The following is a 25,215-nucleotide window of genomic DNA, read 5'->3' as shown; positions in this document are numbered from 1 at the left end:
ATTATGAAGCTTTCTTCATTACAACTGCATCGATAATATGAACTACTCCGTTAGAGGCATCAACATCTGCCTGAACAACGGTAGCTTTATTACCATTCTCATCAGTCAGGATTACCTTATCACCTTCCAGTGTAGCATCAAGTTTTCCACCACCTACAGTATTGATAGAATATTTCCCATCATTATCATTTATCATTTTCACAAGGTCTGATGCCATTACTTTTTGGTCAACAACATGATATTTCAAAATACCAGCAAGTTTAGCCTGGTTTTCTTCCATCATAAGTTCTTCCATTGTCGTCTCATCTACTTTACTAAATGCAGCATTGTTAGGAGCAAAAACGGTAAATGGACCTTCTTCAGTTTTAAACATTTCTGCAAGTTCCGCAGATTTTAGAGCTTCTACTAAAGTACTTAAAGTATCTGTAGCCATTGCTTTTGCTGCAATACTATTAGACTCCATCTCCATTTTTTCTTTTTCAGCCTGCATTTCAGCCTCTCTTTCGGCTTCCATTTGTTCCATTCGTTCTTTTTCTGCCTCTTCTTTCTTCTTATTGTCTTCACATGATGTGAATATAATAGCTGAAAGAGCTAGAACAGTAAATAACATTTTAATTTTCATAATTGTAGTTTTTCCGTGATTAACAATGCAAGATATTGCGCAAAAGTCAGTTATTATGAAGCTTTCGATTAAAGTTTAGTTAAATAGTGTAAAGATTATACTAATGATTCCCGGGATTTTCAGATACCTTATTTTATTATTATTTTTGTACCAGAATTACAAGAACATGAAACTATTTATTATAAGTATCATTTTACTAGGTCTTGCCTTTGCGGGGATTGCCATAAAGATCTGGGGTAAAAAAGAAGGTAAATTTGCCGGCACCTGTGCCAGCCAGAATCCCTACCTGAATAAATCTGGTGAACCTTGTAGTTTTTGTGGAAAGCTGCCAGATGAAATAGAAAACTGCGATGAAACCTCAACCACCAAATAGATTGAATGGGAACAATATTACTGGGAGTTTTCATTTTTGTAAGCTTAATTAACTTACTCTATTTCTTCTCATTTTTTTCTTTCTCAACTTCTGGACTAAAGAATAAATTACATCCGAATGTTCCAGTATCTGTAATTATATGTGCTAAAAATGAACAGGAAAACCTTAGGAATTTCCTGCCTTCTATTTTGGAACAAGATTATTCTAACTTCGAAATCATTATTATAAACGATGCTTCTTCAGATAACACCCTGCAAGTAATTGAAGAGTTTCAAAAAATAGATGCTCGAATCAAAATTGTAAATGTTCAGAATAATGAAGCTTTTTGGGCAAATAAAAAATATGCACTAACACTCGGCATCAAAAAAGCAAAAAACAAACATTTACTTTTCACCGATGCCGATTGTGCCCCCCAATCCAGAAACTGGATAACCGAAATGTCTCGCAATTTTCAACCGGGTAATACTATAGTTTTAGGCTATGGAGGGTATTTTCAACACACCGGGTCTTTTCTTAATAAATTAATTAGGTTTGAAACGCTTCTTACTGCAATTCAATATTTTTCCTATGCAAGATTAGGCTCTCCTTATATGGGAGTGGGAAGAAATCTCGCCTATACCTCCAGCCAGTTTTACGAATTAAAAGGCTTCGCCAATCATTTACATTTACGATCTGGAGACGATGACCTTTTTGTAAATGAGGCTGCCACAGCTGAAAATACGGCTATTTGTTTTCACCCAGATTCTATTACCAGAAGCGTTCCGAAGCGGAATTTCTCAGAATGGTTTCATCAAAAGAAAAGGCACGTATCTGTTGCTGGTAATTACAAGACGAAGCATAAGGTGCTATTGAGTGCTTTTTATATTTCCAGGGTTTTATTTTGGTTATTATTAGCTAGTCTTTTAATCCTTCAGGTATATCCTAGAATAGTTCTAGCAATTTTAGGAGTTAAGTTGATCACAGAAGCTTTCGTGTACATTAAAGCAGCCCACAAGCTGAATGAAAAGGATGTGATCTGGCTCTTCCCGTTTCTTGATCTATTTTTAATTTTCATGCAATTGGCTATCTTTATCTCCAACCTCATTTCAAAACCAAAACATTGGAAATAAATCCGGAACAACTCCTTAAAAAAATCAGGGATGCAAAGGAAGGAAGCCAAGCGGCTTTCAATTATCTTCTGGATAGATACTGGAATGATGTTTACGGGTTTCAGCTAAAGAAAACCCGAAATGAATATGAATCTGAAGATATTACCATTCAAACTTTTTCAAAAGCTTTCAATAAAATAGACACTTTTGATGAGAATTATTCTTTCACTACCTGGTTAATTGCCATTTCCAAGAATATCCACATAGATCAGGTACGAAAAAAAAATGCTTCCATTTCTTCCAGAACTTCTGTAGACGATGAAGATCGCGTATATGAAATTGTAGACGAAACTCCTGGAATTGAAGATAAGTTGATCAAAGAACAAAACCTGGAACAATTACTTTCAGATATTAAGCAGCTAAAACCGCATTACCAGGAAGTGATCAATCTCAGGTTTTTTCAGGAAAAATCATATAAGGAAATAGCCAATAGCCTTAACGAACCCATGAATAATGTAAAGGTTAAATTACTGAGGGCTAAAAAGTTACTTTCTGAAATTATTGAATCCCGAAAGACTTAAGTAAGGAATTAAATCCTGGCGGGTCTAATTTATGCAGTTCAGCTTATTATTGTATCTTTGAACCACTAGATTTTTGCTATGAATACAGACGTTGCGCCCGTAAAATCAAAAACCGAAAGAAAGCCAAAACCAAAGTGGCTTCGTGTTAAACTTCCTACCGGAAAAAAATATACCGAATTACGAAATCTTGTAGATAAGTATGATCTTCATACGATCTGTACGTCTGGTAGTTGCCCTAATATGGGGGAATGCTGGAGTGAAGGAACTGCTACTTTCATGATCTTAGGAAATGTATGTACAAGATCCTGCGGATTTTGCGGTGTGAAGACCGGAAGACCAGAAACGGTAGACTGGGACGAACCTGAAAAGGTAGCTAGGTCTATTAAACTTATGCAGATCAAACATGCGGTGGTAACCAGCGTAGATCGTGATGATTTAAAAGATATGGGATCTATCATCTGGGCTGAAACTGTAAAGGCCATTAGACGAATGAATCCTGAAACAACTCTGGAAACATTAATTCCAGACTTTCAGGGAAATGAAAGAAATATTGATCGTATTATAGAAGTGGCACCTGAAGTTGTTTCCCATAATATGGAAACAGTGAAAAGGTTAACTCGTGAAGTAAGAATTCAGGCGAAATATGACAGAAGCCTGGCTGTATTAAAATATCTAAAAGACAACGGTATAAGAAGAACCAAATCCGGGATAATGCTTGGCCTGGGAGAACAGGAAGAAGAAGTGATCCAAACGCTTAAGGATCTTCGTGAAGCCGGGGTAGATGTGGTTACAATTGGCCAGTATCTGCAACCGAGTAAAAAACATTTACCGGTGAAACAGTTTATCACTCCAGATCAATTTCAAAAATATGAGAAAATAGGTCTTGAATTAGGATTTAGACACGTAGAAAGTAGTGCACTGGTAAGATCTTCTTATAAAGCTCAGAAACATATTAACTAGTCTGTAAATGGCTAAAACTATTAATATTGCCATTAACGGGTTTGGCAGGATTGGAAGAAATCTTTTTAGAATTCTTCTGGATCACCCTGGCATCAATGTGGTTGCCGTTAATGATCTTCATAATACAGAGAGTCTTGCACATCTCCTTAAATATGATTCAATTCATGGGAGACTTAAAGAGGAGGTTTCATCAACTGATGCTGGAATTGTTATTAATGGCCAGACATTTCCTTTATTAAATTTCAGTAATCCCTCCGATATTCCCTGGAATTTATACAACGTGGATTACGTAATAGAAGCTTCAGGAAAATTCAAAACCCAGGATACACTAGGAGGTCATTTTAAAGAAGGAGTTAAAAAAGTAATATTATCGGTGCCTCCTCAAGATGATTCAATTAAAATGATCGTTCTTGGAGTAAATGAACATATTCTGGATGGTTCTGAAAGAATTATCTCTAATGCTTCCTGTACAACAAATAATGCGGCACCAATGCTCAAGGTGATAAACGATCATCTGGAAGTTAAACAGGCGTATATCACAACCATACATTCTTATACATCAGACCAGAGTTTGCATGATAAACCGCACAAAGACCTAAGAAGGAGTCGTGCCGCCGCACAATCTATCATCCCCACAACCACCGGTGCAGCGAAAGCATTAACCAGTATTTTCCCAAATTTAAGTGATGTGATTGGAGGCTGCGGAATTAGAGTTCCGGTTGCCAATGGTTCTTTGACCGACATGACTTTAAATGTAAAAAAAGACACTTCTATCGCCGAAGTAAATGCGTTATTTAAAGAGGCGTCTCAGGGATCTTTAAAAAGAATTATTGAATACACTGAAGATCCTATAGTTTCTGTAGATATTTTAGACCGTAGCGCCAGTTGTATTTTTGACGCTCAAATGACTTCTGTCATCGGGAACAAGCTGGTGAAATTGATAGGTTGGTATGACAATGAAATAGGATACTCTAATCGTCTTATCGATTTAATTTCACTCATTAACGATAAATAGCTATATTTAACCACATTAACAGCTTCTAGCTATTTTCCCGAATGAAGAACTTAAAGCTTATTGTTTTACTTTTTTGTTGTTTTATCACCTTTGGTTTCCAGGAATCAGGGGAAGATAGCATCAAACCTAAGCCTGAACAGATCAGGGAGTTGTTGGCCAAAGCAGAAAATTCTGTCGATATGATGGATTTTGATAAAGCGCAGCAACAATTAAATAAATCTCTGGAGTACGCCAAGGAAATAGACCATAAACGTTACATAGCACTTACAAGTGGAATCCTTGCAAGGATGTATCAGGTCAGACATAAATACGACGAGGGTATTACCCAGCTGGAGAGGGCTATTTCTATACAACGCGAAATTAACGATCAATCAGGATTAGCTTATTCTTATGTACTCTATTCCAAGATCCTTAATTCTAAAGGTGAAACAGAGCGGGCATTAAAATATCTTGATCTTGCTAAAACCTATTATGAAGCTGAGGAAAACGAGGAACAGTTAGGCATTATTTCTTTAAACAAGGCCGTAATATACCTGAATAAGGACAATTTAAGAAATAGAGCTTTATCTGAGTTAAATAACGCCGAAGTTTACCTTGAGGACAGCGATAACAAATATGAACTTTCAAGACTTTATTATTTCTTAGCCAGGGCTTACTGGTACGAGGGGCTTTTTGAAAAATCTGAAAAAGCTGCATTAAAGGGTTTAGAACTTGCGAAAACTGGCAAGTATACAGGGATGACCATGTATACTTATGGTCTTTTAAGTGAGATTTCTGAAGAAAGAAATAACCATGCTGCAGCTCTGGACTATTTACAAAAAAATAATGAAGTCCGGGAATATGTATTCAATATCAATAAAGAGGCGCTTCAAACAGAAGCAAATGAACGAGCTGGAGTAGATGCCTTAAAAAGCACTCTGGATGAGCTCACTATGCAAAATGCTGAACAGGAAAGAACCCTGAAGGTGAATAAACTTACAACGATTTTAAGTGTTGCGCTTATCACAATTCTCTCTTTATTAACCTTATCACTTTATAAGAATAATAACCTGAGAGCAAGAGCCAATGAGCTGCTTCAAAAGAAAAATTCAGAGTTAATTCTAGCCAAAGAAAACGCAGAAAAAGCCTCCCTTGCTAAAGCTCAATTCTTAACAACCATTACACATGAGCTAAGAACTCCCTTATATGCGGTAACAGGCCTTACGCATCTTCTGCTCGAAGAAAGCCCCACAGAGAGCCAGAAAGAACATCTAAATTCTTTAAAGTTCTCTGGAGAGTATTTATTATCTCTCATCAACAATATTCTGGATCTTAACAAACTTGAAGCAAATAAGGTTGAAATTGTAAAATCTAATTTCGATCTGGAAAAAAGAATGTCTGATGTACTTATTGCTCTAAAAAATTCTGCGGACGAAAAGAATACCAAGATCCATTTCGATTTTGATGAAAAAATTCCAAAGAAACTGGTTGGAGATCCATTAAAAATATCTCAGATCCTTATCAATTTACTAGGAAACTCTATTAAGTTTACTGAGGACGGGGACATATGGATTTCAGTAAAACAAACAAAACAAAGAGATAAGATAGTTTCTCTCTTCTTTGAGATCAAAGATAATGGAGAAGGTATTGGTAAGGAGAAGCAAAAAGCTATTTTCGAGAATTTCACTCAGGGCTCTACTCAGATCAACAGAAAATTTGGCGGGACCGGCTTAGGCCTTTCTATTGTTAAAAATCTGCTAAGTCTTCTTAATAGTGAAATTGAGCTTGAAAGTGAACTGGGTAAAGGCTCCAAATTCACTTTTGAACTTGATTTTGAAGCACCGGAAGCTGAAGCTATAAATACCGTACTACAGGAAACAGCAAAAATTGAAGATCCAAAGCCAACAAATGAGATCATGAAAAACAAGCGAATTCTTGTTGTTGAGGATAACAAGATCAATCAAATGATCACCCGAAAAATTCTTGAAAAGAACAAGGTAATTTGTGATGTGGCTGATAATGGAAGTATTGCTATTGAAAAGGTAAACAATAATGATTTTGATCTAATTCTTATGGATATTCATATGCCTGGAATTAGCGGGATTGAAGCAACCATTGAGATAAGAAAATTTGATACCGAAATCCCTATTATCGCCTTAACGGCGGTAACTCTTGATGATAATCTGGATGAATTCTACCTAAATGGATTTAATGACATTATTCCAAAACCCTATAAGACTGAAGAATTCTTTCACAAGATCAATAAATACTTAGCAGCCAGAGAAACAATGGCTTAGACTATTTGGCACGGGCTTTGTAAACAAAAAGGCTAGTAGAATTATATAGAGAAAAATGAGTATATAGTTTGAATTAGCCAGAAATAAAATGAGGTGTTTTCGCACCTCATTTTTTATTTATAAAGTTTAAAATTTGAGAATTAAAACCTTCCTTATCTTTTAAAAAATTTACCCGTATTGGAAGATAGAACAGGGTTTTAGAAACCAGCTTATCCTTTAATCTCATATAATCCTTTTCTGTAGTAATAATTCCCGGCAGATGCTTGAGTTGCTTTAATTCTTTAGCACTAAAATTATGGTGATCTGGGAATTTTTTATGTTCCAGCTTAATCCTTTTTTCTTCAAGATAGCTTATTAACGGTTTTGGATTTGCAATTCCGGTAACAAGAGTATAGTTATAAGCTTTAATATCCTCTAGAAGTAAACTTTCTGTTTCTGAAAAAATCTTATCTGAATAACCTATAGAAGTGAAATATACTTTTTGATGAGGCAGAGGTTTTAATAGCCTCTCTATTTTATCCATATCTTCCATCGAAAGATCTTCTGGACACTTTGTAACTACTATTACTTCAGCCCTGCTGGCACCGGAAATTGATTCTCTTAAATTTCCACCGGGCAATAGAAGATCATTAACGTACAGATCACTGTATGAAGTTAATAAGATATTAAATCCCGCCTCTACTTTTCTATGCTGGAACGCATCATCTAAAAGAATAACATCTGGGAAATAGTTGATCAGTTTTTCAATTCCCTCCCTCCTATTTGCATCAACCGCTACAATGCTCTGCGGAAATTTATTTTTGAACTGAAGGGGCTCATCTCCAGTTATTATAGCAGCATCTTCAATTTCGACTAACCTAAAACCTTTACTTTGCCGCTTGTAGCCCCTGCTCAATATTGCTGTTACATGATCTTTTTTCAGAAGGTCCAACAAATACTCTATCATTGGTGATTTGCCGGTACCGCCCGTATTCAAATTGCCAACGCATATTACAGGAAAATCATAAGATTTAGATCTAAGTACATTCCGGTCATACAAAACATTCCTCATCCCGGTAATTCCATGATACAAAACTGAAAAAGGATAAAGTAATTTTCTGAGATTCGACATGAAAGGCTTTCTATAATATTTATCTTTGAAAGATCAGAGAAAAATGAAACATGTAGTTATTTTACACATTCTTTTTTCTCATACGGGCAAACTGAATGCTAAAATATTAAATTATGATCATACAGGAGGTAATTAGTCTAATTGAGGATTTTGCTCCTATAAAATATGCCGAAGATTTTGATAATGTAGGCCTGCTAGTGGGCGATTCTTCAGCAGAAGTAAAAGGCGCACTCATTACTTTAGATACATTAGAAGCAACCGTAGAGGAAGCGATCTCAAAAGACTGTAATTTGATTATCAGTTTTCACCCGATAATTTTTTCAGGATTAAAAAAATTAACCGGTAGAGATTATGTTGAAAGAACAGTGCTTAAGGCCATAAAAAATGATATTGCTATTTACGCTATTCATACAGCTCTAGATAATCAGTACAAGGGTGTAAATGACATGATTTCAGAAAAATTGGGACTTGTAAACAGAAAGATCCTAATTCCGCGAAGAGATTCTATAAAAAAACTCACCACTTTTGTTCCGGCTAAAAATGCTGAAGAAGTACGAGAGGCTCTTTTTAAAGCAAATGGAGGAAGCATTGGTAATTATGACAATTGCAGCTTTAATATTTCAGGAAAAGGAAGTTTTAAAGGAAATGAGGTATCAAATCCGGTGATAGGAGAAAAAGGAAAAATTCATTTTGAAGAAGAAATACAGATTGGAATCACATTTTCTTCTCATTTAGAATCGAAAATCCTAAAAAATCTTTTTATTGCCCATCCTTATGAGGAAGTCGCGTATGAGATACATTCTCTGGAAAATAAAAACCAGCATCTTGGAATGGGAATGATTGGTGAGCTTAACTCCCCTGCCGATGAAAAAAACTTTTTAAACCATTTAAAAGAGACTTTTACAACAGGTTGTGTAAGGCACTCTAAATTATTAGATAAACCTATTAAAAAAGTGGCAGTACTTGGTGGAAGTGGTGCTTTCGCCATTGAAAATGCCAGGGCTGCAGGTGCAGATATTTTTATAACCGCAGATCTCAAGTACCATGATTTCTATAAAGCCGAGGAAAAGCTGGTACTGGCAGATATTGGACACTATGAAAGTGAACAGTTTACAAAAAATTTACTATATTCTTTTCTTAGCAAAAAAATTAGTAGTTTTGCACTTATTTTAGCAGATACAAATACCAATCCAATACATTATTTATAATATGGCGAAAAAAAACGATGTTACTGTAGAAGAGAAGTTAAGATCACTGTACGATCTTCAGTTGGTGGATTCGCGAATTGACGAAATTAGAAACGTGCGTGGTGAATTACCTCTGGAAGTTGAAGATCTGGAAGATGAAGTAGCAGGTTTAAACAGGCGCCTGGAAAAACTGGATGCAGATATTGAAGTTATTGACAATGACATCAAGAACAAAAAGAACCAGATTGAGGAGTCTAAGACTACCATCAAAAAATACTCTGACCAACAGAAAAATGTTCGTAATAACAGAGAATTTAATGCACTAAGTAAAGAGGTGGAGTTTCAGGAACTGGAAATAGAACTTTCAGAAAAGCACATCAAAGAATACAAAGCAAAGATCGAGCAGAAGAAAGAAGTGATCACTCAAACAAAAGAGAAACTTTCTGAGCGCCAGGAGCACCTTAAGCATAAGAAGAGTGAACTTGATGAGATCTTAAAAGAAACTGAAAAAGAAGAGCAGGCACTTATTGATAAATCTCAGGAATACGAGAAGAACATCGAAGAAAGACTTGTGACTGCTTATAAAAGAATAAGAAGCAACGTTAAAAATGGACTGGCGGTAGTACCGGTAGAGCGTGGGGCTTCAGGAGGTTCTTTCTTTACGATCCCTCCACAGGTGATCATGGAAATTGCGGGTCGCAAAAAGATCATTACCGATGAGCACAGTGGAAGAATCCTTGTAGATGAAGATCTTGCAAAAGAAGAACAGGAGAAAATGGCTGGTATGTTCAAGAAGTTCTAAGCTTCTCCTGAAAATTTAAAATCTTAAGCTGCCTGAAAAATAACAGTAAGATCTGAGGATCTGAAGCAAAAGTTTTTCAGGCAGTTTTTTTTTTGATATATCTATTCCCCCCTTTATTTTATTGGATTAACAAGTATTTCACAATAAACGCTATTATATAGGCTATCTTTAGCTAACCCAATTCGTTTATTATGAGAACTTTATTAATTATTTTGTGCTTTTTCTTTTCACTAACCGCCTGTAATGATTCAAAAAAGGACGAGGCTTCTGAAAATAAGCAGGAACAAAATGAATCTACTTCATCTCAAGATGATTTAGATTATACTTTAGAAGATCAAAAGATAAAGTCAGATTCTTCTGAATCTGAAGATAGCGAAAGCAAAACAGATCGCTTAGAAAACAACGATCAAACCTCTAACAGCATTTCAGGTCTTTACGTTAAAAATGATGAACAGGAAGATTTTAACTGCAAATGCTATTGTATTGATGTTAATATAAACGGCACTTCAGAATTATGTCTTACAGAGGGTGAGTTATATATTAATGGCCGCTTCGAGCAAAACGGGAATAACATAGGCATTTACTACTCAGGTAAATCTTCTGGCAATACTGATACGGAAATTCCATGGGACAAATTTGAAACTGGTACGCCTATTGCAGTCTTAAGTCCCAGTCCCAATGGATTTAAACTTGACTGGAAAGGTTTTTCTATTGATGGAAAAATAGCTGTTGATTATGCCTTATATGGTAAAAAGACACTTGAAGGAACTTACAAAAAGAAATAATCATGAAATTCTTATTATTAAATTTTATCAGCCTCGTTGTATTAGCTTGTGGAAATCAAACAAAAGACAATGTTGTTACAAATCCCGAAATCGCTAATGCAGAACCAGTTAGTGTACCTGCTGAAAACGGTATGGAGAAAGCCTATTTTGCAAGTGGCTGTTTTTGGTGTGTTGAAGCAATTTATGAAAGCGTGGAGGGTGTCCAGGAATCTATTTCCGGCTATGCCGGTGGTCATACCAAAAATCCTACATATGAATCTAGCAATACCGGTAAAACCGGACATGCGGAAGCAGTTGAAGTTATTTATGATCCAGAAGTAGTAAGTTTCAAAACTCTGGTTCAGGTTTATTTTGGCTCCCAGGATCCAACTCAGGTAAACGGTCAGGGACCAGACAGAGGCTCGCAGTATCGCTCTATCATATTTTTCCAGAATGCTCAACAAAAGAAAATTATAGAAGAAGTAAAAGCTGAAGTTGCAAAAAATTATGATAAACCAATTGCAGCAGAGATTTTACCTTTTCAAAAATTCTGGATAGCAGAAGACTACCACCAGAACTACGAAAAGAACAATCCTCAAAACCCATATATTCAGGGAGTCTCTATTCCAAGATTAAATAGATTTAAAGCTAAGTTCCCCGATATTTTAAAGGAGGATGCTCATTAAAAATTAAAAGCTGCCAAATGGCAGCTTTTTTTTTATTTCTTAATAAGATCTATCATCCTATCCTCTACTTCTTTACTGTCCCACTTCTTCTCTATCTGGGATATTTTCATTACCTCATCCATAATTCCTCGTTGATAATCACCAATTTTCAGAGCTTCTGAATATGCTTTGTCTGAAAATGTAACCCTGGAGTATAAAGGTGTCCAAAGCTCTGGATGATCCTGAGCAAATTTCTTCTCGATCTTTTTACGAAGTAAGAATAGTGGATCTGCAGTCTTACTGCTCATTTCCACAAAATTTCTATAGCTCAGTTCTGCAATTGCATCGGCATTGGGTTTTCTTTCCGTTTGATATTCCTCAAAAATCTGTTCCCAGTCGTTTCCGTATTTATTAATCTTTTCATTAAGTACTGAAATATCTTCAAAACCAGCATTCATCCCCTGTCCGTAAAATGGCACGATTGCGTGGGCTGAATCTCCAACGAGCGTAATTTTATCAAAATAGGACCATGGGAAACATTTAATTGTAACCATAGCACTGGTTGGGTTCTTGAAGAAATCCTTTTTTAAATTAGAGATTTCATCTTTTATGTCTGGAAAGTAATTCTCGAAAAATGCATCTGCTTGCTGTTCAGTTTTTATACTTTCAAAAGAAGTTTCACCTTCAAATGGCATAAACAGGGTACAGGTGAACGTACCATCAAGATTAGGCATGGCTATAAGCATAAAATTTCCCCTTGGCCATATATGGAAAGAAGAATCATCTAATTTATGCGTCCCGTCCTCATTTGCAAGAATGGTAAGTTCTTTGTAACCAACGTCTATAAAGTGCTGTGAATAATTAAACCTGCTCTGTCGTTGCATCTTGTGACGGACTCTGGAAAAAGCACCATCTGCTCCAAATATGAGATCAAACTGATATTCTTTCCAGACACTTTTTTCAGATTCTCCAGTATAAAGCTTTGCAGCCTTCATATCTACATCCCATATCTTTTCTTCAAATCGAAAATCGGCGCCGGCAGCCTCAGCCAGATCTATCATTTTTCTATTTAAAACACCTCTCGAGATTGAATAAATAGCCTCCCCCTCTTCACCGTAATTTTGAAAGTAAACCGGCTCATCTTCTACATGCATAGCTCTTTTATCTAAAGGTAGTGCCAGATCCCTGATCTCATCCTCTATCCCAGCCTCACGCAATGCCTTCCAACCCCTGTTAGACATGGCAAGATTAATAGACCTTCCAGAAAATTGAACCTTTCTTACATCTGGTCTTCGATCAAATACAGTGACTTTATGCCCTTGTTTTCTCAGGAAAATAGCCAGTAGCGATCCCACAAGTCCTGATCCTACAATTGCTACATCTTTTTCTTTTTGCATGAATTGGTTTGAAAGTACATCCCGGCAGAGGTTTAAAAATTGCCTGGAGATTGCAGTTATTTCTAGTTGCGAAATTACTTAAATATTATGAAACAGGCTTACATCTCTTCATATTAGGAATGCCAGAAGACCTGTTCTTCATTTATAATTTAATTAACAGCGAAGAAGAATGAGAACTGCTAATTTTAAGAGAAAAAAGATATGAATACAGAACAACAAGCACTTTTACAGACTTTCAAACTTGGAAACCTCACTCTAAAGAACAGAGTGATCATGGCTCCAATGACCAGAAGCAGGGCAGATAATCCAAAAAACGCTCCTACAGATATGCACGTAAAATATTATACTCAAAGAGCGGGCGCCGGACTCATTATCACCGAAGGATCACAGGTTTCTGAAAGAGGTGTTGGATATGTGAACACGCCGGGAATTCACTCGCTGGAACAGGTTGAGGGCTGGAAAAAAGTGACAGAAGCTGTGCATGAAAAAGATGGCAAAATCTTTATACAGCTATGGCATGTTGGACGTATTTCCCACCCTAAATTTCATAATGGAAACAAACCCATAGCTCCAAGTGCCATAAATCCTAATGAGCAGGTATATACTCCAGAAGGTTTTGAAAAAACAACAGAACCTAAAGAAATGAGCATTCAGGAAATACAGGAAACCATTCAGGAATTCAAGCAGGCAGCTAAAATGGCTAAAGATGCAGGATTTGATGGGGTAGAAATACATTCTTCAAACGGATATCTTATTCATCAATTTTTTAATAAAAACGCGAATCAACGAACAGATGATTATGGGGGAAACATCCCGAATAGAGCCCGGTTTTTCTTTGATATACTGGAAGCGATAAGCGAAATATGGCCTGAAAATCAAATTGGCTGTAGATTCAACCCATCTCTTCATAAATCCTTCGGTATTGTTGCCAGCGAAGAAAGTATTCCCACATTCGATTATATTATTGAAAAACTGAATGCTTATGATCTTGCTTATGTTCATCTTTCTGAACCTTTTACCGATGTAAGCCATGTCCCATATCTGGAGACTGAAATTGCCAAGCATTATCGAAAAATTTATAAGGGAACCCTTATGATAAATGCTGGCTTTGACCGTGAATCTGGAAATAAAGTGATTGAAGAAGGAGATGCAGACCTGGTTTCTTATGCAAAATGGTTTATCTCTAATCCCGATCTTCCAAAGCGATTTGAAAATAAATGGCCATTAGCAGAGCCCGATCAGGATACTTTCTATACGCCCGGTAAAGAAGGATACACAGATTATCCGGCTTTTAAAGAAGAAAAAGTATCATAATTTTTTTATAAAGCTGTTTTAAAACCTGTTAAGAATCTTTGGACCCTCTAAATCTAGCGGTAAATTAGAGTAACTAAAAACAGATAAATTATGGATCAGGCGAAACTTGACCACATGAGGTCTACCTTAAATAGACTGGAAGATATCAAGAACACTCAAAGTAGTATTATTGATAAAATTAATCATGTGATCACAGATTTATTTGAGCACCCAGACAAAAACCTTGAAAAGGTAATGGAAGATGCTCACCAGAAAGCTTCAGACAATATTGATGCGATTAGAGAAGCAATGGAAGAATATGAGATGGCCATTAATAAAATGGAAACTCAGGATTAATTTAAAAATACATTAACAGCTGTTTCAGGCTGTTTTCAATAAATTAAGGTCAGTTAAAAAACTGACCTTTTTTTATGAAGCATATTAGCGCGAATGACATCAAAGAAATGGAAAAGATCTTCCGTTTAAATTTAATAAATAGCTGTACAGGTTATAAATCTGCAAACCTCATTGCCACAAAATCTAAAAAAGGTACTCCAAATGTCGCCGTTTTTAGTTCGGTAACCCACATGGGCAGTAATCCCGCTATGCTCGGTTTTGTGACCAGACCTCTAAGCGTAGCAAGAAATACATATAATAATATCAAAGAAACTTCTTACTTCACAGTGAATCATATTCACGAGAAAATGATTGAAAGAGCCCATCAAACGGCAGCAAAATATGAAGAAGATATTTCTGAATTTCATAAAACCGGACTCAACGAAGTGTATTTGAACAATTTTCATGCTCCCTATGTTCAGCAGTCTGAAATTAAATTAGGCTGTACATACCTCAACGAATATGAAATAAAAGAGAATAATACTCTCCTAGTGGTAGCGGCAATTGAACATATTTATTTTGACGAAGGAATTCAAATGCCAGATGGCTGGCTTAGACTGGATGATGCCGGAACGGTAGCGGTAAATGGATTAGACGGCTATTCCTTACCAAGTCTGCTGGACAGGTTTCATTATGCTCGCCCGGGCCAGGAAGTAAAATCATTTTTCAGCAAGGAAAATGAACAATGAGAAATGTAAAAAAAGAAAACCTCCCCGAGAAAATATGTCCTGTATGTCAAAGGCCTTTTACATGGCGAAAGAAATGGGAGAAAAACTGGGAAATTATAAAATATTGTAGTGAGAAATGCCGAAAAAATAAAAATGAGCAATTATTGTAAAAAATATCATTATAATGTAAATAAAAAGACGCGAGAAGATTCCTGTCCTTTTAACAGTCTTTATTGGAATTTCCTCGATTCCAAAAGAGAAAAATTTAGAGATAATCAACGAATGAAAATGATGCTGAGCCTAATGAACAAGAAGGATCCGGAGGAAATAAAAAAAATACGAGAGAAAGCCCATAAAATTATTTCTAATCCGAAGACTTTTTAGCAACTAAAGTTAAATCAAGGTTAAATGAGCCCATAGCGCTCCATCAATTATCTAAATTAGTAAGAGAATTGATCAACAATTTAACTAACTAATATTTAATATTAACCAACGGCAGGCCTTGTGCATGCCTAAAAATCAACCTGACATGAGAGATTTAATTTGGCTTATTATCGTTTTACTGGTAATTGGATGGCTTGTGGGATATTTTGCATTCCCAGACCTTGGAAGTATTATTCACATTTTAATAGTTCTGGCCGTTATTCTTATACTTTATAAGTTACTAACCGGAAGACGACTTTAAAATAGTTGAAAATTTTATACAACCCTTTGAGCGATCAAAGGGTTTTTTATTTCACTTAAATACACCATAACGTTTAGCTTATGTGGAAATTAAAAAATAAAAAAGCACTTATTACAGGAGGTACAAAAGGAATTGGCAAGGCTACAGTAATACAGTTTTTAGAGCTGGAAGCTGAAGTTCTATTTACCGCCAGGAATGAAGAGGAAGTACAATTACTAGAGAATCAACTTAAGAAAGAAGGTTACAAAGTAACGGGAATGGTTGCAGATTCAGCAAAAAAAGAAGATATAACGAAAATTGCAGAATGGATCACTGAAAACTGGAAAATTTTAGATGTTCTGGTAAATAATGCTGGAATCAATATTAGAAAGCAAGCCAAAGATTATTCAGACGAAGAATTTAGAGAAGTGCTTGAGATCAACTTAGTAGCTCCTTTCCAAATTAGCAGAACCTTATATCCATTCTTAAAAGAATCGCGGAATGCATCTATTATCAACGTGGCCTCTTCCGCAGCTATACAGGATGTTGGCACGGGAACACCTTACGCTATGTCCAAATCTGGATTACTACAGCAATCCAGAAGCCTTGCGGTAGAATGGGCTAACGATGGTATTAGAGTAAATGCTGTTTCTCCATGGTTCACTAAAACTCCGTTAACTGAAGGTTACCTCCATAACCAGGAGAAAATGGATTCAATTCTAAAAAGAACTCCCCTAAAAAGAGTAGCGGAAGCTGAAGAGATTTCCTCTATTATTACGTTTTTAGCAATGGATAAATCCTCATTTATAACGGGACAAAATATAATTGCTGATGGCGGCATGAGTATCAATGCGTTATAAACTGCATATTTAGTATCTTTAAAAAAAAACTAACTCTCAATGAAAAAATTAGTATTTGTAGCGATCATGAGTGTGCTTATGATCTCCTGTAATGAAAACAAAAAAGAACAGGAAAAAATAAAAAAAGATCCAAATCTTGAAGTACATGAAAAAATTGCCATGGCCAATGGTTTTGAAAATTTTGACAGTATCAGTAAACTGAAATTCACTTTTAATGTAAAAGTAAATGACACGATCCGTTCAGAAAGATCATGGGCATGGAATATTAAGAGTGGCAAGATAAGTCTAACAGAAAAAGACTCTACCATGAGTTACGTAAAAAAGGATAGTCTGGCCAAAGACAAAGAGTATATAGACCAGCGTTTTATAAACGATTCTTACTGGCTGCTTTTTCCATATCAGCTTAAATGGTCTAATGCAGATTTAAGTGAAGTTAAAACAGCAAAAGCTCCAATAAGCAACGAAGAAATGCAAATGCTAACGGCAAGTTTCCCTGCCGAGGGAGGTTATACACCAGGTGATAGTTATGATATCTACTTTAACAAGGATTATATGATACAGGAATGGGTATATAAAGCTGCTGATGGAGATAGAGAAATGGCAACAACCTGGGAAGATTATGAGGATTTTAATGGAGTTAAGATCTCCAAAATGCATAAATCTGAAGATGGTAATTTTCAGCTTTATTTTACAGATATTTCTGTTGAATAAAGATCATATCTATTAAAAGAAAAAAGGAGGCTGGAGCCTCCTTTTTTTTATACTACTTATTCAAAATCCCTTTTTTTAAGATCTGTCCAAACTCATACATATCTTCAAAAGAACAATAAAAAGGTGCGGGAGCAAGTCTAATAACATTGGGTTCCCGCCAGTCGGTAATTACACCTTGCTTCATTAAATAATTGAAAAGCTCTTTGCCTTCACCATGTAAGAACACTGATAACTGTGTCCCCCTCTTATCCTGATCTACAGGAGTAATAATTTCAAAAGTACTCTCTACATCTTTGTCAATTTCGTGAAGCACAAATTCCAGATAGGCCACAATTTTATTTCTCTTTTCGATCAAAGCCGGCATTCCCACTTCATCAAACATCTCTAATGATGCTAAATAGGGCGCCATAGCAAGAATAGGGGCATTGCTTATCTGCCAGGCATCTGCGGTAACCTCAGGTTGAAATTCTGGTTCCATTAAAAATCGACGCTCCTTATTATGACCCCACCAGCCTTCAAATCTTGGAATATCCTTCTTATTATGATATTTCTTATTAATAAAACATCCCGAAGCATTTCCAGGACCGGAATTCATGTATTTATAGCTGCACCATGCAGCAAAATCTACGTTCCACTCGCTCAATTTAAGCTCGATATTTCCGGCAGCATGGGCCAGATCCCAACCAACGAAGGCGCCAATATCATGGCCGGCCTCTGTTATGGCTTCCATATCAAATACCTGTCCGGTATAGTAGTTTACACCTCCAATTAGAACAAGAGCACACTCCTCTCCTACTTCTTCTATTTTTGCTAGAACATCTTCTGTTCTAAAATTATTTTCTCCGTTCCGTTTTTTAATTTCCACAATCGCATCTGAAGGATCGTAGCCATGGAAACGCACCTGACTCGAGATCATATATTGATCGCTTGGAAAAGCCTTTTCTTCACAAATAATTTTATACCGTTTGCCTTCTGGCCTATAGAATGAAACCATCAGTAGATGAAGATTTACAGTAAGTGTATTCATTACGGTGACTTCAGAAGCATTTGCCCCTACCACTTTTGCCAGCTTTTCAGAAAAACGTTCATGATAATCCCACCAGGATTTATCAGCATAAAAATGACCCTCAACAGCAAGTTCTGCCCAGTCTTTCATGATCTCATCTACATATTTCTTTGCCGATCTAGGCTGAAGCCCCAGTGAATTTCCAACAAAATAAATTACGTCTTTGCCATTCACTTTCGGAAAAATAAACTCATCCCTATATTTTGAAATTTTATCTTCCTTATCTAGTTTCCTGGCAAATTCCCTGGAATTCTCGAATTGCATAGTTGAAATTTTTCGTAAAAATACAATTTCGTTTTAAAAGACACAGGACGGAAACACCGCATAAAATCTTTAATTTTGTCAAAAAATTACAGCATGCATTTTTTACCCGAAGCCATAGATGATTATATAGTAGCTCATTCACAAGCTGAGCCAAAGTTGCTTGCTCAATTGAATAGAGAGACCAATCAAAAAGTAATGCAACCAAGGATGCTTAGCGGCCATTACCAAGGTAGAGTGCTAAGTCTTCTCGCTAAAATGAAAACACCAGATGCTATTCTTGAAATTGGCACTTATACCGGTTACTCTGCGCTATGTCTTGCTGAAGGATTAGCTAAGAACGGACTACTACATACGATAGACGTGAACGAAGAACTTTATGACTTTCAGAAAAAATATTTTACCCAATCTGAATATGCATCGCAGATCAAACAGTATTTAGGAAATGCAACTGAGATTATACCCAATATCGATTCGAAATTTGATCTGGTTTTTATTGATGCAGACAAGCCAAACTATTCAAAATATTTCGAACTGATCATTGATAAAATGAATCCCGGAGGCATTATTTTATCTGACAATGTTCTTTGGTCTGGAAAGGTAGTAGAAGAAGTAAGAAATGATGACGAGTCTACCCGGGCGCTACTGGAATACAATAAATTACTAGCAGAAGATAAGAGAGTAGAAAGCGTTATACTACCAATTAGAGACGGACTTACCCTAACACGTGTACTTTAATAAAGTCTTCTTCCTGATCTTTCATAAAGTCTATAAAAGATAATTGCCATTATAATTCCCACGATCATTCCTACGATAATATCACCGGGATAATGTACTCCCACATAAATACGGCTCATCACAAATATTATTGGCCAGATATAAGCCAGGGATATCCATCTCGTCTTTTGGGTGAGTACGAGAACTATAAAAGTGGTGGCTGCAAAAGAAGTGGAGGAATGCCCCGAGAAAAAACTATAATTGGTGGGTTCCTGGAGTATTCGAATAACATCGATCAATTCAGGAGTATTATTAGGTCGCAGCCTAACAGCAATTCCCTTAACCAGATTGGTAAATCCCCAGGTAGTAAATACGGTTGCAAGCAAAAACATGGATGAAAACACAGCTTTTTTCCAGTGAAAGGCTAAAAAGAAAAATAGAAAGAATAATAAATAAAGAGGAATCCAATGTCGAGGATCGGTAACAAAGATCCAAAAGGTATCATACCTTTCAATACCTAGGCTATTAAGATATACAAAGAGCTCTCTATCCCATTGCTGAATTTGCTCCCACATCTAAACTAAAATTTAGGGCTTACGTCTTACTGAACCGGTAATTTCATCTATATCTTCCTTCACCTTATCTATCTCTCCTCTAACATCTTTAGTGAAATCTGTATTAATGCCCTGTTTATCGGCACTTTTTTGAATTTCACTTTTAATATCATTTGAGGCATTTCTAATAGATTTCATGCCCTTTCCTAAGCCTCTGGCGATATCCGGAATCTTATCAGCTCCAAATACCATTACCAGGATAAACATGATAAAAGCAATTTCAGCTCCACTAATAAATAAAGGTAACGTATGCATAGTGTGACAAATATAAATACAAATCTAAGCATAAAAAAAGCCGACTCGTTAAAGTCGGCTTAAATATTATTACCTCAAAATTTAGTCCTGAGTAGAATCTTTGAATTCTTCAAATTCATCCTTATTCTCATTTTTAGGCCAGCTATTGTTATTAACGTCAACATCTGCCGTTTCAAGGTCTGGATCTACTGTAATACTTTTTATTTCTTTATTAGAAGGGATCACTTTACTTATCACTTTATCATTCTTTCTCCAGATCTGTACCGGATAGGTGATCTTTTCTGAAGTACCATCAGCATAAGCCACTTCAATAATCAATGGCATCACAAGTCCACCTGGTTTTTCAAAAACAACCTGATAGAAATACTTTGGCGCTTTAAGATTTTTTCTTTCTTCTTCACTAAAGTTATCCATCAAATAAGCCTGAAGCGTTTCTGAATTTTCAGTTAAAGATTTATTTTTCATGTCTTCACTAAATTCTTCATCATCTTCGGTAACTACATAAAGTGCTTTTGTTTCTTCAGGAGTTGTACCATATCTCTTCAACATTTCTTTTCCGGCTTTTGTTGGAGTATCGGTGACATAATACTTATTCACTTCTTTAATTCCTATATCTACATTATCTGTAGTGTAGAACCATCCTCTCCAGAACCAGTCAAGATCTATACTTGAAGCATCCTCCATAGTACGGAAAAAGTCTTCAGGAGTTGGGTGTTTGAACATCCATCTGTGAGAATACGTAGCGAACGCATAATCGAAAAGTTCACGCCCCATTACAGTTTCACGAAGAATATTCAGCGCCGTTGCAGGTTTCCCATAGGCGTTGTTTCCTAATTGGTGTACCTGTTCCGGGTTAGACATAATTGGAGAAATATAATCCTGGTTTCCTTTCATGTAAGGAACAATCTTACTTGGCTCTCCTCTTCTTGAAGGATATTTGCTATTTGGAGCAATTGCCTCAGGGTACGCTTCTGCAAATTCCTGTTCTGCCACGTATTGAACAAAAGTGTTTATACCTTCATCCATCCATCCCCACTGGCGCTCGTCTGAATTTACGATCATTGGGAAGAAATTATGTCCAACCTCATGTATGATCACACTCATCATTCCAAATTTAGTACGATCACTGTAATTTCCTTCTTCATCTGGACGGCCATAATTCCAGCAGATCATGGGATATTCCATCCCCTGATTCTTCGCATGAACTGAAACTGCTTTGTGATATGGATACTGGAACGTGTGTTCAGAATAACTTTTTAGTGTGCTTGCTACTACCTTAGTAGACCATTCTTCCCAAAGTGGATTTCCTTCCTTAGGATATAGAGAAACAGCCATCACATCTTTCCCCATCACATCTACTGCCATCATATCAAGAATGAATTTTCTGGAAGTTGAAAATGCAAAATCACGAACCATGTCTGCCTTGTAGGTCCAGGTTTTTGTTTTGTTCGAAAAACCTTTTTCTGCAGCTTCTGCTTCTTCCTGGGTAACGATCATCACAGGCTTGTCATAAGATTTTTTAGCCTGCTCATAACGCTTCATCATATCTTTAGAATACACGTCCTTTCTATTCTGAAGTTCCCCTGTGGCCTCCATCACATGATCTGCAGGAACTGTGATATTCACTTCGTAATCTCCGAATGGAAGTGCAAATTCACCATTACCCCAGAACTGATAGTTTTGCCAACCTTCTACATCATTGTAAACCGCCATTCTAGGAAAGAACTGTGCGATAACGTATGCTTTATTCCCGTCTTTATCAAAAAATTCATACCCAGAACGCGCACGATTAGTTACATGATTATTAACATTGTAGGACCAGTTGATTTTGAAGGTATAACTTTCGCCAGACTTTAATGGTTGCGCCATATCTATACGCATCATTGTTTGATGAATGGTGTATTTTAAAGCAGCACCGTCTTTTGAAACTTCTTTGATATTGAAACCACCGTCAAAAGCTTCTTGCATATAATTACTCGCAAATCTTGCAGGTGTATTAACAGGAGACATACCATCACCATCTTTTTGAAGGGCTGGAGCATCTTTTTTACGAATATTTTGATCTAACTGAACCCAAAGATATTCAAGGTTCTCAGGAGAATTATTATGGTAAGTAATCGTTTCTTCTCCCGTAAGCACTGAATTTTTATCATCAAGAACGATATCCATTTTATAATCGGCCTCATTCTGGTAATAAGCTGGTCCCGGAGCTCCGGAGGCAGTCCTGTATTGGTTTGGAGTGGCCATCTCCTGATACATTTGCCTGAATTTGTTCTGGTTTGTGTGCCCCTCTTGTCTTGTTTCCTCTTGTTCAGTATCCTGTGCAGATACACCAGCGAAAACAAACATTAAAAACACAGAGCATAACATGTTTAATCTCTTCATTTACTTTGTTTTAATTTAAGGTTGCTAAAAATAAGTATTTTTAATTCTATGGAAGAAAGCTTTTTAAAAAATAACGCTACTGTTGCCTTTCGCTTTGGTAAGTAGCATACTTTCAATCTTCTCTCCTTTTTTTACGTGTGTTATATTCTTTTGGCTATCAAAAAGATCGGTAAGAATAAGATTTTCCACACTCACTTTTTTAAAATCATCAACACCGGTAGCTTCAATAAAAAGTACAATTTGATCTGCATCAAACTTACTACCTAACAGTTTTAGATCCAGAATCTTTCCGTCTACCGTTATTTTTAATTTCTTATCAAGGTATTTCTCCATAAGACCTTTATGCGTTTCCAGATCTGCCTTATAAGAAAGACTTATATCCCTCTGGTATCTTTTATTTAGAACATCTTCAAAATCATCGATAAAAACCCGGGAAATTACCTGAAGACTCTTTTTGGGCTTATTATATTCAATTTCTGTGACACTTAAATAAGTCTCATGATCTTTTGTTGTAAAAGAAGATAAAAATATAAGTGCAAATAAAAGAGCAAAAGTCCTTTTCATCTAATTTTTTAATTCGTTTATCATAGCGGGGAAATGCAAATTGCAAATATTCAATTTTATGAATACCAAACTTGATTCTGGCGATTTTACATTGTCACTAGTAGTTTAAAGCAAATACCAAACCAAAATAGAATTCAATAGTTGCACTTGTATGACTTTAGAAAGCTAAAATAGTTTAATAACTTTTATATTATCCCGGAATTTGCGTGGAAGCATTTAAAGAAGAGCCTCGTCTGTCCTTAAAATCATCAATTTTAGTCTGAAAATATTCAATAAGTACAAAGGCATTATTATTAATTACAAGCCGCTTAAAACGACTGTCTTCAGTGCAGAAGTACGCGAAATTACAGATCTCGTTTTCATTCAAATTAAGATCTTCCCTGAAAAATTCATGACCAACAATTTCAATACTTCTATTCGCAAGTTCTTTGGGAGAATAATATCTTGGGCCATCTGCATTCTTAGAAAGTTTATCAATTACCGCTCCCGCTATCTTATCTATTCTAATACCCCCGGCTGGATTCGGTGTGCCGTACGGATTTAGTTTTTTATCCTTTGCAATAAAACTATTTAAATCATTTTGAAGCTTATTCTTCCTTTCTACATTCTTTACCGATATTTTAGTAAGGTCGCTTGCCAAATATCCCGAAAGTTTTATATCATCTATCACCACCTCTGCCAGCTCATTCATTTTATCCTGAAGTACGATCTTAAGACTTTTTGAGGCGATCATCTCTTTTGTCACCACCACCGTTTTATTTTCAAATTGAACCGAAGAAATATAAAGACTGTCATTCTCATTGGCAAGAATCTGAAAATCGCCATTAGCATTTGTAACAGCTCCTTTTTCAAGATTCAGATTAATGACATGTATCTTTTCAAGATCGGTATTATTTGCTTCTAAATTTCCCTGGAGAATTGAAGGTTCCTGAGCATACGTTTGTAGACTAAACAGGAAAATAAAACTTATAAGACTAATGGTCTTGAAAGTATTTAAATCGTGTAATTTCAAATTTTGAATTTTATAGATATTCTTGATTAATCTTGATTTCACAAAAGAAGCGATTTTAATCCAGTTCTCGCAACTCTTTAAAAGAATCTACTTTCTTTTCAAAAAATTGCGACAGTTTCAAACCACTTTCCCTGAAAAGCAACTCTTTATACCTTGCATCTTCCGAGCAAAAGAATAGAAAATTTATAATTTCATCCTCATCGATCTCTAAGTGATTTATGAAGAAACTTTTCCCTACAAGATTCAGGCCTTTATTTACCAAAATGGAAGTTTGGTTGTTTTTTTCAGATTTCTCCAAACTTTTGAATGTTCCGTTTATACTATTTATTAGTGTTGTAATGTTCCCTCCATTGTAAGCAGAATGTGAAGTTAATTCAAGACTCGTTCTTCTAGGCTTGGGAAAAGACCATCCAAGTTTTTCATAATTAGATTTAGGCATTCTGGTAATATCTTCTGAAAGTCTTCCGGATAAGCTGATATCATCTAATTGAATCTCATCCAATTCATTGCGGGCCGGAATTAGAGTAAATACTATGTATCCTGAATTGTACATTTTCTGGGTAATAAGAATTTCCCTGTTTTCAAACTGAACCGATGAAAATAAAATACGATCCCCTTTAGCTGCATAGATCTGAAATTTTCCAGAGCTATCGCTCGTAGTACCATTTTCAAGATCAAGATTTACGATATGGATATTTGAGGGCGAAATAGAATCGGAAAGAATTTCACCTTCAAGAAGCCGGACTTCCTGAGAGGATGCATCAAAAACTACCATTAGTAGCATGATAAAAAATAGCCATAGCCGGTTTAGAATTTTTATGATCAAGACGAATTGGTTAGTATTCGTATAGATCATTAACGAAGAAATTTAAGATTTCGCCTTTAAACAGAGGTAAACTTTTGTTAAT

Annotated in this window: 28 protein-coding genes; 18 read left to right on the top strand and 10 right to left on the bottom strand. The window is 36.0% G+C overall.

Annotation, left to right across the window (positions count from 1 at the left end; translation table 11 throughout):
* Nucleotide 1: 1 nt before the first annotated feature.
* Complete coding sequence (locus BLT95_RS13210) at nucleotides 2-622, bottom strand: fasciclin domain-containing protein (RefSeq protein ID WP_089666618.1); 621 nt, start codon at nucleotides 620-622, stop codon at nucleotides 2-4.
* A gap of 166 nt (nucleotides 623-788) precedes the next feature.
* Here BLT95_RS13210 and BLT95_RS13205 point away from each other — a divergent pair, with 166 nt between their 5' ends.
* The 6 genes from BLT95_RS13205 (at nucleotide 789) to BLT95_RS13180 (ending at nucleotide 6,915) form a co-directional block, all read left to right on the top strand.
* Complete coding sequence (locus BLT95_RS13205) at nucleotides 789-995, top strand: membrane or secreted protein (protein ID WP_089666617.1); 207 nt, start codon at nucleotides 789-791, stop codon at nucleotides 993-995.
* Between the two features lie 5 nt (nucleotides 996-1,000).
* Nucleotides 1,001-2,104: a glycosyltransferase gene (locus BLT95_RS13200; protein ID WP_089666616.1), complete on the top strand. Its 1,104-nt coding sequence runs from the start codon at nucleotides 1,001-1,003 to the stop codon at nucleotides 2,102-2,104.
* Nucleotides 2,095-2,664 (top strand): sigma-70 family RNA polymerase sigma factor, encoded by a 570-nt coding sequence (locus BLT95_RS13195; RefSeq protein ID WP_172822595.1) that lies wholly within the window; start codon nucleotides 2,095-2,097, stop codon nucleotides 2,662-2,664. The genes BLT95_RS13200 and BLT95_RS13195 overlap by 10 nt, the downstream gene beginning before the upstream one ends.
* 78 nt (nucleotides 2,665-2,742) lie before the next feature.
* The gene (gene lipA / locus BLT95_RS13190) at nucleotides 2,743-3,624 is read left to right on the top strand and encodes a lipoyl synthase (protein WP_089666614.1); all 882 of its coding nucleotides are present in this window, start codon (nucleotides 2,743-2,745) and stop codon (nucleotides 3,622-3,624) included.
* A gap of 7 nt (nucleotides 3,625-3,631) precedes the next feature.
* On the top strand, nucleotides 3,632-4,639 hold the full coding sequence (gene gap, locus BLT95_RS13185; RefSeq protein WP_089666613.1) for a type I glyceraldehyde-3-phosphate dehydrogenase: 1,008 nt from the start codon (nucleotides 3,632-3,634) through the stop codon (nucleotides 4,637-4,639).
* 41 nt (nucleotides 4,640-4,680) lie between these two features.
* Complete coding sequence (locus tag BLT95_RS13180) at nucleotides 4,681-6,915, top strand: ATP-binding protein (RefSeq protein WP_089666612.1); 2,235 nt, start codon at nucleotides 4,681-4,683, stop codon at nucleotides 6,913-6,915.
* A gap of 106 nt (nucleotides 6,916-7,021) precedes the next feature.
* Here BLT95_RS13180 and lpxK read toward each other — a convergent pair whose 3' ends face one another.
* Nucleotides 7,022-8,026 carry a tetraacyldisaccharide 4'-kinase gene (lpxK, locus tag BLT95_RS13175; RefSeq protein WP_089666611.1) on the bottom strand — a complete coding sequence of 335 codons (1,005 nt, stop codon included), beginning with the start codon at nucleotides 8,024-8,026 and terminating at the stop codon, nucleotides 7,022-7,024.
* A 113-nt stretch (nucleotides 8,027-8,139) separates the two neighbouring features.
* Here lpxK and BLT95_RS13170 point away from each other — a divergent pair, with 113 nt between their 5' ends.
* From BLT95_RS13170 to msrA, 4 genes are all read left to right on the top strand, one after another.
* Nucleotides 8,140-9,234 carry a Nif3-like dinuclear metal center hexameric protein gene (locus tag BLT95_RS13170; RefSeq protein ID WP_089666610.1) on the top strand — a complete coding sequence of 365 codons (1,095 nt, stop codon included), beginning with the start codon at nucleotides 8,140-8,142 and terminating at the stop codon, nucleotides 9,232-9,234.
* Nucleotide 9,235: 1 nt separating this feature from the next.
* Nucleotides 9,236-10,015, top strand: a complete 780-nt coding sequence (locus BLT95_RS13165; RefSeq protein WP_089666609.1) for a C4-type zinc ribbon domain-containing protein — start codon at nucleotides 9,236-9,238, stop codon at nucleotides 10,013-10,015.
* 191 nt (nucleotides 10,016-10,206) lie between these two features.
* On the top strand, nucleotides 10,207-10,800 hold the full coding sequence (locus tag BLT95_RS13160; protein ID WP_089666608.1) for a hypothetical protein: 594 nt from the start codon (nucleotides 10,207-10,209) through the stop codon (nucleotides 10,798-10,800).
* Between the two features lie 2 nt (nucleotides 10,801-10,802).
* The gene (gene msrA, locus BLT95_RS13155; protein ID WP_089666607.1) at nucleotides 10,803-11,465 is read left to right on the top strand and encodes a peptide-methionine (S)-S-oxide reductase MsrA; all 663 of its coding nucleotides are present in this window, start codon (nucleotides 10,803-10,805) and stop codon (nucleotides 11,463-11,465) included.
* Between the two features lie 32 nt (nucleotides 11,466-11,497).
* Here msrA and BLT95_RS13150 read toward each other — a convergent pair whose 3' ends face one another.
* Entirely contained in the window at nucleotides 11,498-12,841 is a 1,344-nt protein-coding gene (locus BLT95_RS13150; RefSeq protein WP_089666606.1) for an NAD(P)/FAD-dependent oxidoreductase, read from the bottom strand.
* A gap of 201 nt (nucleotides 12,842-13,042) precedes the next feature.
* On the opposite strand from BLT95_RS13150, the gene BLT95_RS13145 reads away from it, so the two are divergent.
* From BLT95_RS13145 to BLT95_RS13115, 7 genes are all read left to right on the top strand, one after another.
* On the top strand, nucleotides 13,043-14,155 hold the full coding sequence (locus BLT95_RS13145; RefSeq protein ID WP_089666605.1) for an alkene reductase: 1,113 nt from the start codon (nucleotides 13,043-13,045) through the stop codon (nucleotides 14,153-14,155).
* A 90-nt stretch (nucleotides 14,156-14,245) separates the two neighbouring features.
* Nucleotides 14,246-14,491 (top strand): hypothetical protein, encoded by a 246-nt coding sequence (locus BLT95_RS13140; RefSeq protein WP_089666604.1) that lies wholly within the window; start codon nucleotides 14,246-14,248, stop codon nucleotides 14,489-14,491.
* Nucleotides 14,492-14,565: 74 nt separating this feature from the next.
* Nucleotides 14,566-15,219, top strand: coding sequence for a flavin reductase (locus BLT95_RS13135; protein WP_089666603.1), 654 nt, complete (start codon nucleotides 14,566-14,568; stop codon nucleotides 15,217-15,219).
* Nucleotides 15,216-15,368, top strand: coding sequence for a DUF2256 domain-containing protein (locus BLT95_RS13130; RefSeq protein ID WP_089666602.1), 153 nt, complete (start codon nucleotides 15,216-15,218; stop codon nucleotides 15,366-15,368). The genes BLT95_RS13135 and BLT95_RS13130 overlap by 4 nt, the downstream gene beginning before the upstream one ends.
* A gap of 359 nt (nucleotides 15,369-15,727) precedes the next feature.
* On the top strand, nucleotides 15,728-15,883 hold the full coding sequence (locus tag BLT95_RS14345; RefSeq protein WP_011710576.1) for a lmo0937 family membrane protein: 156 nt from the start codon (nucleotides 15,728-15,730) through the stop codon (nucleotides 15,881-15,883).
* Between the two features lie 80 nt (nucleotides 15,884-15,963).
* A complete protein-coding gene (locus tag BLT95_RS13120) occupies nucleotides 15,964-16,722 on the top strand; it encodes an SDR family oxidoreductase (protein ID WP_089666601.1) in 759 nt (252 codons plus the stop codon).
* A gap of 39 nt (nucleotides 16,723-16,761) precedes the next feature.
* On the top strand, nucleotides 16,762-17,433 hold the full coding sequence (locus tag BLT95_RS13115; protein WP_089666600.1) for a hypothetical protein: 672 nt from the start codon (nucleotides 16,762-16,764) through the stop codon (nucleotides 17,431-17,433).
* Between the two features lie 52 nt (nucleotides 17,434-17,485).
* Here the strand turns inward: BLT95_RS13115 and kynU are convergent, their stop codons facing one another.
* Nucleotides 17,486-18,763 (bottom strand): kynureninase, encoded by a 1,278-nt coding sequence (gene kynU, locus BLT95_RS13110; RefSeq protein ID WP_089666599.1) that lies wholly within the window; start codon nucleotides 18,761-18,763, stop codon nucleotides 17,486-17,488.
* 93 nt (nucleotides 18,764-18,856) lie between these two features.
* On the opposite strand from kynU, the gene BLT95_RS13105 reads away from it, so the two are divergent.
* A complete protein-coding gene (locus BLT95_RS13105) occupies nucleotides 18,857-19,498 on the top strand; it encodes an O-methyltransferase (protein ID WP_089666598.1) in 642 nt (213 codons plus the stop codon).
* On the opposite strand, the gene BLT95_RS13100 is transcribed toward BLT95_RS13105, so the two are convergent.
* From BLT95_RS13100 to BLT95_RS13075, 6 genes are all read right to left on the bottom strand, one after another.
* On the bottom strand, nucleotides 19,495-20,052 hold the full coding sequence (locus BLT95_RS13100) for a phosphatase PAP2 family protein (RefSeq protein WP_089666597.1): 558 nt from the start codon (nucleotides 20,050-20,052) through the stop codon (nucleotides 19,495-19,497). The genes BLT95_RS13105 and BLT95_RS13100 overlap by 4 nt on opposite strands.
* Before the next feature lie 12 nt (nucleotides 20,053-20,064).
* Nucleotides 20,065-20,346: a twin-arginine translocase TatA/TatE family subunit gene (locus BLT95_RS13095; protein ID WP_089666596.1), complete on the bottom strand. Its 282-nt coding sequence runs from the start codon at nucleotides 20,344-20,346 to the stop codon at nucleotides 20,065-20,067.
* An 81-nt stretch (nucleotides 20,347-20,427) separates the two neighbouring features.
* Nucleotides 20,428-22,731, bottom strand: a complete 2,304-nt coding sequence (locus tag BLT95_RS13090) for a M1 family metallopeptidase (protein WP_089666595.1) — start codon at nucleotides 22,729-22,731, stop codon at nucleotides 20,428-20,430.
* A 63-nt stretch (nucleotides 22,732-22,794) separates the two neighbouring features.
* Nucleotides 22,795-23,295, bottom strand: a complete 501-nt coding sequence (locus BLT95_RS13085; protein ID WP_089666594.1) for a DUF6702 family protein — start codon at nucleotides 23,293-23,295, stop codon at nucleotides 22,795-22,797.
* A gap of 190 nt (nucleotides 23,296-23,485) precedes the next feature.
* A complete protein-coding gene (locus tag BLT95_RS13080) occupies nucleotides 23,486-24,349 on the bottom strand; it encodes a carboxypeptidase-like regulatory domain-containing protein (protein ID WP_089666593.1) in 864 nt (287 codons plus the stop codon).
* Nucleotides 24,350-24,362: 13 nt separating this feature from the next.
* The gene (locus BLT95_RS13075) at nucleotides 24,363-25,163 is read right to left on the bottom strand and encodes a hypothetical protein (protein ID WP_157718063.1); all 801 of its coding nucleotides are present in this window, start codon (nucleotides 25,161-25,163) and stop codon (nucleotides 24,363-24,365) included.
* Nucleotides 25,164-25,215 lie beyond the last annotated feature (52 nt).

The organism is Gramella sp. MAR_2010_147, from assembly GCF_900105135.1.
GTDB lineage: Bacteria > Bacteroidota > Bacteroidia > Flavobacteriales > Flavobacteriaceae > Christiangramia.
Note: the sequence above shows the minus strand (reverse complement) of the source record. Positions and strands in the feature narration are given on the sequence as shown.

Bases quoted from the DNA above. Each gene is read 5' to 3' on its own strand.
- BLT95_RS13210 (WP_089666618.1), bottom strand. From the start codon at position 622: ATGAAAATTAAAATGTTATTTACTGTTCTAGCTCTTTCAGCTATTATA.
- BLT95_RS13205 (WP_089666617.1), top strand. From the start codon at position 789: ATGAAACTATTTATTATAAGTATCATTTTACTAGGTCTTGCCTTTGCG.
- BLT95_RS13200 (WP_089666616.1), top strand. From the start codon at position 1,001: ATGGGAACAATATTACTGGGAGTTTTCATTTTTGTAAGCTTAATTAAC.
- lipA (WP_089666614.1), top strand. From the start codon at position 2,743: ATGAATACAGACGTTGCGCCCGTAAAATCAAAAACCGAAAGAAAGCCA.
- gap (WP_089666613.1), top strand. From the start codon at position 3,632: ATGGCTAAAACTATTAATATTGCCATTAACGGGTTTGGCAGGATTGGA.
- BLT95_RS13180 (WP_089666612.1), top strand. From the start codon at position 4,681: ATGAAGAACTTAAAGCTTATTGTTTTACTTTTTTGTTGTTTTATCACC.
- lpxK (WP_089666611.1), bottom strand. From the start codon at position 8,026: ATGTCGAATCTCAGAAAATTACTTTATCCTTTTTCAGTTTTGTATCAT.
- BLT95_RS13170 (WP_089666610.1), top strand. From the start codon at position 8,140: ATGATCATACAGGAGGTAATTAGTCTAATTGAGGATTTTGCTCCTATA.
- BLT95_RS13165 (WP_089666609.1), top strand. From the start codon at position 9,236: ATGGCGAAAAAAAACGATGTTACTGTAGAAGAGAAGTTAAGATCACTG.
- BLT95_RS13160 (WP_089666608.1), top strand. From the start codon at position 10,207: ATGAGAACTTTATTAATTATTTTGTGCTTTTTCTTTTCACTAACCGCC.
- msrA (WP_089666607.1), top strand. From the start codon at position 10,803: ATGAAATTCTTATTATTAAATTTTATCAGCCTCGTTGTATTAGCTTGT.
- BLT95_RS13150 (WP_089666606.1), bottom strand. From the start codon at position 12,841: ATGCAAAAAGAAAAAGATGTAGCAATTGTAGGATCAGGACTTGTGGGA.
- BLT95_RS13145 (WP_089666605.1), top strand. From the start codon at position 13,043: ATGAATACAGAACAACAAGCACTTTTACAGACTTTCAAACTTGGAAAC.
- BLT95_RS13140 (WP_089666604.1), top strand. From the start codon at position 14,246: ATGGATCAGGCGAAACTTGACCACATGAGGTCTACCTTAAATAGACTG.
- BLT95_RS13135 (WP_089666603.1), top strand. From the start codon at position 14,566: ATGAAGCATATTAGCGCGAATGACATCAAAGAAATGGAAAAGATCTTC.
- BLT95_RS13130 (WP_089666602.1), top strand. From the start codon at position 15,216: ATGAGAAATGTAAAAAAAGAAAACCTCCCCGAGAAAATATGTCCTGTA.
- BLT95_RS14345 (WP_011710576.1), top strand. From the start codon at position 15,728: ATGAGAGATTTAATTTGGCTTATTATCGTTTTACTGGTAATTGGATGG.
- BLT95_RS13120 (WP_089666601.1), top strand. From the start codon at position 15,964: ATGTGGAAATTAAAAAATAAAAAAGCACTTATTACAGGAGGTACAAAA.
- BLT95_RS13115 (WP_089666600.1), top strand. From the start codon at position 16,762: ATGAAAAAATTAGTATTTGTAGCGATCATGAGTGTGCTTATGATCTCC.
- kynU (WP_089666599.1), bottom strand. From the start codon at position 18,763: ATGCAATTCGAGAATTCCAGGGAATTTGCCAGGAAACTAGATAAGGAA.
- BLT95_RS13105 (WP_089666598.1), top strand. From the start codon at position 18,857: ATGCATTTTTTACCCGAAGCCATAGATGATTATATAGTAGCTCATTCA.
- BLT95_RS13100 (WP_089666597.1), bottom strand. From the start codon at position 20,052: ATGTGGGAGCAAATTCAGCAATGGGATAGAGAGCTCTTTGTATATCTT.
- BLT95_RS13095 (WP_089666596.1), bottom strand. From the start codon at position 20,346: ATGCATACGTTACCTTTATTTATTAGTGGAGCTGAAATTGCTTTTATC.
- BLT95_RS13090 (WP_089666595.1), bottom strand. From the start codon at position 22,731: ATGAAGAGATTAAACATGTTATGCTCTGTGTTTTTAATGTTTGTTTTC.
- BLT95_RS13085 (WP_089666594.1), bottom strand. From the start codon at position 23,295: ATGAAAAGGACTTTTGCTCTTTTATTTGCACTTATATTTTTATCTTCT.
- BLT95_RS13075 (WP_157718063.1), bottom strand. From the start codon at position 25,163: ATGATCTATACGAATACTAACCAATTCGTCTTGATCATAAAAATTCTA.